The sequence below is a fragment of the Shewanella sp. genome (genome assembly GCF_051658185.1).
GTDB lineage: Bacteria > Pseudomonadota > Gammaproteobacteria > Enterobacterales > Shewanellaceae > Shewanella.
On record NZ_JBOFMC010000077.1, the window covers coordinates 1 to 7,300 of the forward strand.

A 7,300-nucleotide genomic window follows, 5' to 3' on the forward strand; every position below is an offset into this window, starting at 1 on the left:
AGCAGGCGTTACATCTGTGTATCGAGAAGCGTCCACAGCCGCTCGTGCAGCAGGCCGACCTTGCGGCCCATTGCGGGATGTTGACAGGCTGTGGGGCTGAGCACGATCCGCATCAAGCCGAGCGCTGGCAAGATCAACATACCATGGTCGCCACCAGTTTTGCAGAGTTAGAGGCGTTGTTAAGCCCTTATTTTGATGTGCATATTTTTGAGCACGATTATGAAAAAATCGTCCCATGGGATTTGGCATCCGGCAATGCCTTGTTTGTTTGCGTGAAGCGTTGAGCTGCTGCGGCAATCTTTGTATTACCGAGTCAGCTAACCGCTGCCGCGCCTGTGGATTGGTGACTCGCCCGTGAGGTGTTGGCTAAAAGCCGCGCCCCAATGGGCTGGGCGGCTTTTAGCGGTATGGCTGTCTGCGAAGGTGGACTATTGACGAAGGTGACAGTTTGCGAAGGTGACAGTTTGCGAAGGCAGACTGTCTGCGAGGGTGACTTTATACAGTCACTTGCACACAGACCTTGCACACAGTCCTTAGACACAGACCTTGCACACAGTCCTTGCACACAGTCCTTGCACACAGTCACTTGCGCTGAGGACGCCCTCCCTTAGAATTATCTCGCTTAGGACGTCCTCGGCTCAGGGCGCCCCGGCTTAGGGGTTGGCAGCGGTGATGAGCCGGGCATCGCGCTCCAGCAGCGGTTTAAGGAAGCGCGCTGTGTGGGAGCTTGGATGCTGCGCCACCTCTTCCGGAGTGCCCGTCGCGAGAATCATCCCACCGCCACCGCCGCCTTCTGGGCCTAAGTCGATAATCCAGTCGGCGGTTTTGATCACATCCAAATTGTGCTCAATCACCACTATGGTATTGCCGTGGGATTTGAGGCGATGCAGTACATCGAGCAGCAATTGGATATCGGCAAAATGCAGCCCAGTGGTGGGCTCATCGAGGATATATAAGGTTTTGCCCGTATCGCGCTTAGAGAGTTCCTTGGCGAGTTTGACCCGCTGCGCCTCACCGCCCGATAGCGTAGTCGCGCTTTGTCCGAGGCGCACATAGGATAAACCGACGTCCATCAAGGTTTGTAGCTTGCGGGCTATCGCGGGGACGGCATCGAAAAACGCGCGCGCGTCCTCCACCGTCATTTGCAATACTTCGTGGATATTCTTGCCTTTATAACGTACCTCTAAGGTTTCGCGGTTATAGCGCTTGCCCTTACAGGCATCGCAGGGCACATACACATCGGGCAGAAAGTGCATTTCGACTTTAATTAAGCCATCGCCTTGGCAGGCTTCACAGCGGCCCCCTTTGACATTAAAAGAGAAGCGACCAACCTGATAACCGCGGGTGCGTGACTCTTGGGTGGCGGCAAAAATTTCTCGGATGGGAGTAAAGATGCCGGTGTAGGTCGCTGGATTGGAGCGTGGGGTACGGCCAATCGGGCTTTGGTCGATATCGACGACTTTATCGCATTGCTCCATGCCGACAATACGGTCATAGGGTGCGGGTTCATCCACGGTGGCGCCATTTAATAGCTTATGGGCGATTTTAAAGAAGGTGTCGTTGATTAAGGTCGATTTGCCTGAGCCTGATACCCCGGTCACGCAGGTAAAGAGGCCGATGGGAATGGTTAAATCGACATTGCGCAGGTTATTGCCGCGGGCGCCAAATAGCTCAATCACTTGGCTTGGGTCGAAGGCGGTACGCGCCCCGGCGATGTGAATATGGCGTTTGCCGGCAATATATTGCCCTGTCACCGAGGCGTCACAGGCGATAATCTTTTCGATCGGACCATCGCAAATCACTTCGCCGCCATGCACGCCAGCGCCGGGGCCGATATCGATTACATGGTCGGCCATGCGAATGGCATCTTCATCATGCTCCACCACTATCACCGTATTACCTAAATCCCGTAAATGGATTAAGGTTTGCAGCAGGCGCTCGTTATCCCGTTGATGCAGGCCAATTGACGGCTCATCGAGCACATACATGACGCCGACTAACCCTGCCCCAATTTGGCTGGCAAGGCGGATCCGCTGCGCCTCGCCGCCCGAGAGGGTTTCGGCCGAGCGGGATAGGCTTAAATAATTCAGGCCAACATTGACCAAAAAACCTAAACGGTCGCGCACTTCCTTAAGAATTTTTTCGGCAATTTGCGCCTTTTGCCCGGTAAAGCTGAGTGTATCGAAATATTCGAGGGCTTCACCGATTGACCACGTGGTGAGTTGCGGCAGGTTAAGATCGCCAATAAAGACATGGCGTGCCTCTTCGCGCAGACGCGAACCGCCACAGTCTTGGCAGGCTTGGGTATTGATAAATTTGGCTAATTCATCGCGTACCGAATTACTTTCGGTTTCGCGATAGCGCCTATCCATATTATTTAAAATGCCTTCGAAGGGGTGCTTACGTACCACCACATCGCCGCGATCATTGATGTATTTAAAGGCAATGCTGTCCTTACCGGAGCCATACAGTACAATTTTTCGTACTTTTTCACTCAGTTGCTCATAGGGGACTTCGACATCGAATTGATAATGCTCTGCAAGGGAACTGAGCATTTGGAAGTAATAAAAGTTGCGGCGGTCCCAGCCACGAATAGCGCCGCCGGCGAGTGACAGTGCGCTATTGGTGATCACTCGCTCGGGATCGAAAAACTGCTGCACCCCTAAACCATCGCAGGTCGGGCAGGCGCCAGCGGGATTGTTGAAGGAAAAAATCCGCGGCTCAAGCTCTGCCATCGAATAACCGCAGTGGGGGCAGGCAAAGTTGGCGGAGAAGATTAATTCTTCCGTAACGCCTTCATCCATACTGGCGACCAGCGCAATGCCGCCAGAGAGTTCGAGTGCGGTTTCAAAGGACTCTGCCAGACGCTGGGCAATATCAGGGCGCACCTTAAAGCGATCGACGACCACTTCAATCGTATGTTTTACGTGTAAATCTAAGGTTGGAGGATCGGTTAAATCACACACTTCACCATCGATACGGGCGCGGATATAGCCTTGAGCCGCCAAACCTTCGAGTAATTTTACGTGCTCGCCCTTGCGGCCATTGACGACAGGCGCTAACAGCATCAACCGACTGTCTTGAGGCATGTCGAGTACTTTATCGACCATTTGACTGACGGTTTGCGCCGTGAGTGGCTGGCCGTGAGTTGGGCAGCGCGGCTCGCCCACGCGGGCAAACAATAACCGCAGATAATCATAAATCTCGGTAATGGTGCCGACGGTCGAGCGGGGATTGTGGGAAGTGGATTTTTGCTCGATGGAAATCGCGGGGCTGAGGCCTTCGATATGGTCCACATCGGGCTTTTCCATCAAACTTAAAAATTGACGCGCATAGGCGGATAGCGACTCGACATAACGGCGCTGCCCTTCGGCATACAAGGTATCAAATGCAAGGGAGGATTTGCCTGAGCCAGATAACCCAGTAATCACAATCAGCTTATCTCTTGGGATCGTCAGGTTGATATTTTTGAGATTGTGGGTGCGGGCGCCGCGTATTTCAATCTTATCCATCGCTTGCTCGAATTATAGGCTTAAAAAAATGAGCACAAGTATCGCACAGTTCCGCCGCTGAGTTTAGTTGATTGTGTGATCGACATCGACGCTACTGGAGCATGCTGCCTGCAAAAAGGCCGCCCAGCTTACAAACCGTAGAGGATGAATAAAGATTAATCCTTGTCTGTCGATGAGCCTTATGTGGTACTTGGCGTGGACTGCGAGTGTTATCAGGATTGCTTATCGGTATGTTGTTAGGAGAGGCTGCTTACTTACATACTGATAATTAAATATTTTTCGAAGATGAAACCGTATCGTCACCGCAGTGCGCAACGCTGCGATTTCCTTTTGAGCAAACCCTTTTGGCTGTGGTAACATGCGCCCCTTAAAAAGATATTCATCCAAGGCAGAATCATGGGGCAGAACGGACTTTCGAGTACGGAGAAAAAAGTCGCATTTTCTTTAGCGAGCGTATTTGGTTTGCGCATGATGGGCTTGTTTATGATCATGCCAGTGTTTGCGCTTTATGGGCAGCATTTGCAAGGATTTTCGCCCTTGTGGGTGGGTATTGCCATCGGCGCCTATGGTCTGACTCAAGCCGTGTTACAAATCCCGATGGGCATTTTATCCGATAAATATGGCCGAAAACCGATTATTCTCGGGGGCTTAGTGTTATTTGCCATCGGCAGTGTGATTGCTGCGACGGCCGACACCATTTATGGGGTCGCCTTTGGTCGTGCCGTGCAGGGCATGGGGGCGATTGCCGCGGCTGTGCTGGCCTTGGCCGCCGACTTAACCCGTGACGAACAGCGTACTAAGGTCATGGCGATTATTGGTATGTGTATTGGACTGTCGTTTGCGCTCTCATTACTGGTGGGGCCCATTGTCGCGCAGCATCTGGGATTGGCGGGGTTATTTTGGTTAACCGCACTTTTGGCTATCCTTGGTATGTTGCTTATCCAATTTTTAGTGCCAAACCCGATCACTCAGGCGCCTAAAGGCGACACCTTAGCGACACCCACAAAACTTAAACGCATGTTTGTCGAGCCGCAGCTCTTTCGGCTGAATGCCGGCATATTTATTTTGCACTTAGTGCTGACCGCGGTGTTTGTTGCGTTACCATTGGATTTGGTGAGCGCAGGGCTTATCAAAGAAAAACACTGGATGCTGTATTTTCCTGCCTTTGTCGGGGCATTTATGCTGATGGTGCCGTTGATCGTCATCGGGGTTAAGCGTAAAAATACCAAGCTGATGTTCCAAATTGCGCTACTGATCATGATTTGTTCTTTGGCGCTGATGGCCATATTTGCCAGTAATTTATGGGCATTGAGTGCGGCAGTATTGCTGTTTTTTACTGGTTTTAACTACCTTGAGGCCTCATTACCGAGTTTAATTGCTAAATTCTGCCCAGTGGGTGAAAAGGGCTCGGCCATGGGCGTTTATTCAACTAGCCAGTTTTTAGGGGCATTTTGCGGTGGCATGCTTGGCGGCGGTGCCTTCCAGTTGGTTGGGGCGGTGGGCGTGTTTAGCGTTGCCTTAGTGTTGATGATCCTGTGGTTGCTATTGACCTTAGGAATGCAAAACCCCGTACTCTTAAAGAGTTATACTCTAGAAGCTGTCGTTAATGATAAAACCGAGGCGCGCACTATGGCAACGCAGTTATCTCAGCTGGCGGGCGTGGTGGAAGCGATAGTGGTACTGGATGAAAAAGTCGCCTACTTAAAAGTTGATGAGCATTTCGATTTAAGCCAAGCCCGAGCTGTGTTAGGCTCAGCTCAATAATAGGATTAATTGCCGGCGTCGTTGAGGATACTGATTTTCCTTTAGGGCAATTTTGATAAACAACATACTGAATTAATAGATTATTTAAAGAATCGCAGGAGATTTCAATGGCCAGTCGTGGTGTTAACAAGGTAATTTTGGTTGGCAATTTGGGACAAGATCCAGAAGTACGTTACATGCCAAACGGTAACGCAGTCGCGAACATTACGGTAGCGACCAGCGAATCGTGGAAAGACCAACAAGGTCAGCAGCAAGAACGTACCGAGTGGCACCGTGTGGTTCTGTTTGGCAAATTAGCTGAAATTACAGGCGAATATTTACGCAAAGGCTCACAGGTTTACCTTGAGGGTAAATTGCAAACCCGTAAGTGGAAAGACCAAAGTGGCCAAGATCGTTACACCACTGAAGTGGTGATCGATCAAAGCGGTAGCATGCAAATGCTCGGCGGCCGTAATCAAGGTCAAGCACAGGGTGCGCCGATGGGCGGCATGCCACAGCAGCAAGCTTATCAAGCCGCACCACAGCCTGCGGCAAATCAATATGCCCCAGCGCCACAAGCTGCGCCAGCTTATCAAGCTCCCGCTCAGCAACATGCGCCGCAGCCAGGTTATAATCCAGCGCCAGCCCAATCAGGCTATGCTCAACCACAGGCTCAGCCGCAGCAGCAGGGTGGCTATGCGCCTAAGCCACAGGTAGCCGCGCCTGCTTATGCTGCTCCGGCCGCGCCAGCACCGCGTCCGGCTCCGCAGCCACAGCAAAATTTTACCCCAGATTTAGATGATGGTTGGGATGATGACATCCCGTTTTAACGGTTAATGAAGTGAATTAACTTCATTGCTTAAACAGAGGGCCCTGCAGATTGCTGCGGGGCTTTTTTTTTGCGGCAGGCTTCAAATAAATGATCATTTGCCAGTGGCTTGGTTGGGGCAAAGGGTGGATCTTGGGTAATGGTTCAGTTTAGGTACAGCTTAAGGCCACTAACATCAACCCTATCGAGGATGATAGTATTTTCAATATTTCTTATATAGTGAGTATTCATCTTTTTTAAGATATCGCTTTGCTGGGTCATTTCACGATATCGATATATTTAGTTTGTGGGGTAAGCATTTATGAAAAAAACAATCGCAATTATTCTGACAGCGCTGTTGTCTGTGCCTATGGTATTGTCAACCGCCCATGCTGGCATTGTTGATGGTAAATTAACGAAGATCCGTGTTTATGACGATGGTAAGAAGCTTGAGTTTAAATCGAAGATCCCAAATGTTAGCTATGCATTGACTAAAGCCGATGTTATTAAGGTTATGACTCGTAAAGGTAAAACTCACGCTATCGCGGATCTTGAGAAAAATGGCATTATTATTGATGTGGATCGTAAAGCGCGCGTAACGCTGGATCGTGTTGCTGATGGTCTTTATATTCGTGGTAATAGCCTGACGATGTTTATCACTGAAAAAGAGCTCGAAAAGGTTCGCTAAGCGATGCTGAGCTTATCGATGGACGTTTTTCTAAGGATTGGATCTTTACAAAAAAAGCGCGGCCTGAAAAGGTCGCGCTTTTTTGTGAGGAAATGAGCTTCATTATTGGGATAATTTCAATTTTTGGCCCGGTTTAATAATGCTCTTAGAAGTGAGTTGATTCCATTTCATTAAGTCTGCAAGTTTTATATTGTTCTTTTTCGCAATTTTATCCAATGAATCCCCCGATTTTACTTTATAAGTGACACTGGGTTTATCGGTGGTTTTATGATGGGTTGAACTGGCAAGGTGTGCAGTTTTGGTGTTTTTGGGTTTAGCCGCAGGCGTTGCTTCTGCGCTATTTGGGGTTGCTATTGGGGTCGATAATACGAGCTCTTGGCCTACCTTGATGTTGTGAGAAGTCAGGCCGTTAGCTTGCTTTAATTCATTGATCGAAATATTAAATTTATCGGCGATTTCCCCTAAGCTATCGCCAGCTTTAACGATATAGCTGTGGCTGTTATCGCGTTTTTGCGCATAAAGGTTATCTTGGTTGTCTTGATAGGTACC

At 49.8% G+C, this 7,300-nt stretch carries 5 protein-coding genes and 1 pseudogene; 4 read left to right on the plus strand and 2 right to left on the minus strand.

Annotated elements, in window-relative coordinates; translation table 11 throughout:
• Positions 1–284 (plus strand): annotated as a pseudogene (locus ACRCZA_RS03415) (SAM-dependent methyltransferase); the annotation flags it as partial.
• A gap of 369 nt (positions 285–653) precedes the next feature.
• Here ACRCZA_RS03415 and uvrA read toward each other — a convergent pair.
• Complete coding sequence (gene uvrA, locus ACRCZA_RS03420) at positions 654–3,512, minus strand: excinuclease ABC subunit UvrA (RefSeq protein WP_438673081.1); 2,859 nt, start codon at positions 3,510–3,512, stop codon at positions 654–656.
• A 396-nt stretch (positions 3,513–3,908) separates the two neighbouring features.
• On the opposite strand from uvrA, the gene ACRCZA_RS03425 reads away from it, so the two are divergent.
• The 3 genes from ACRCZA_RS03425 (at position 3,909) to ACRCZA_RS03435 (ending at position 6,751) form a co-directional block, all read left to right on the plus strand.
• Positions 3,909–5,276 carry an MFS transporter gene (locus ACRCZA_RS03425; RefSeq protein WP_438673082.1) on the plus strand — a complete coding sequence of 456 codons (1,368 nt, stop codon included), beginning with the start codon at positions 3,909–3,911 and terminating at the stop codon, positions 5,274–5,276.
• A 107-nt stretch (positions 5,277–5,383) separates the two neighbouring features.
• Positions 5,384–6,085 (plus strand): single-stranded DNA-binding protein, encoded by a 702-nt coding sequence (gene ssb / locus ACRCZA_RS03430; RefSeq protein WP_438673083.1) that lies wholly within the window; start codon positions 5,384–5,386, stop codon positions 6,083–6,085.
• A gap of 300 nt (positions 6,086–6,385) precedes the next feature.
• A complete protein-coding gene (locus ACRCZA_RS03435) occupies positions 6,386–6,751 on the plus strand; it encodes a hypothetical protein (RefSeq protein WP_438673084.1) in 366 nt (121 codons plus the stop codon).
• Between the two features lie 102 nt (positions 6,752–6,853).
• Here ACRCZA_RS03435 and ACRCZA_RS03440 read toward each other — a convergent pair.
• The coding region (locus ACRCZA_RS03440; protein ID WP_438673085.1) for a LysM peptidoglycan-binding domain-containing protein at positions 6,854–7,300 on the minus strand (447 nt) is incomplete at its 5' end.

What these genes read in the sequence shown, in the direction of transcription:
- ssb (WP_438673083.1), top strand. Translation starts at nt 5,384, where the DNA reads ATGGCCAGTCGTGGTGTTAACAAGGTAATTTTGGTTGGCAATTTGGGA.
- uvrA (WP_438673081.1), bottom strand. Translation starts at nt 3,512, where the DNA reads ATGGATAAGATTGAAATACGCGGCGCCCGCACCCACAATCTCAAAAAT.
- ACRCZA_RS03435 (WP_438673084.1), top strand. Translation starts at nt 6,386, where the DNA reads ATGAAAAAAACAATCGCAATTATTCTGACAGCGCTGTTGTCTGTGCCT.
- ACRCZA_RS03425 (WP_438673082.1), top strand. Translation starts at nt 3,909, where the DNA reads ATGGGGCAGAACGGACTTTCGAGTACGGAGAAAAAAGTCGCATTTTCT.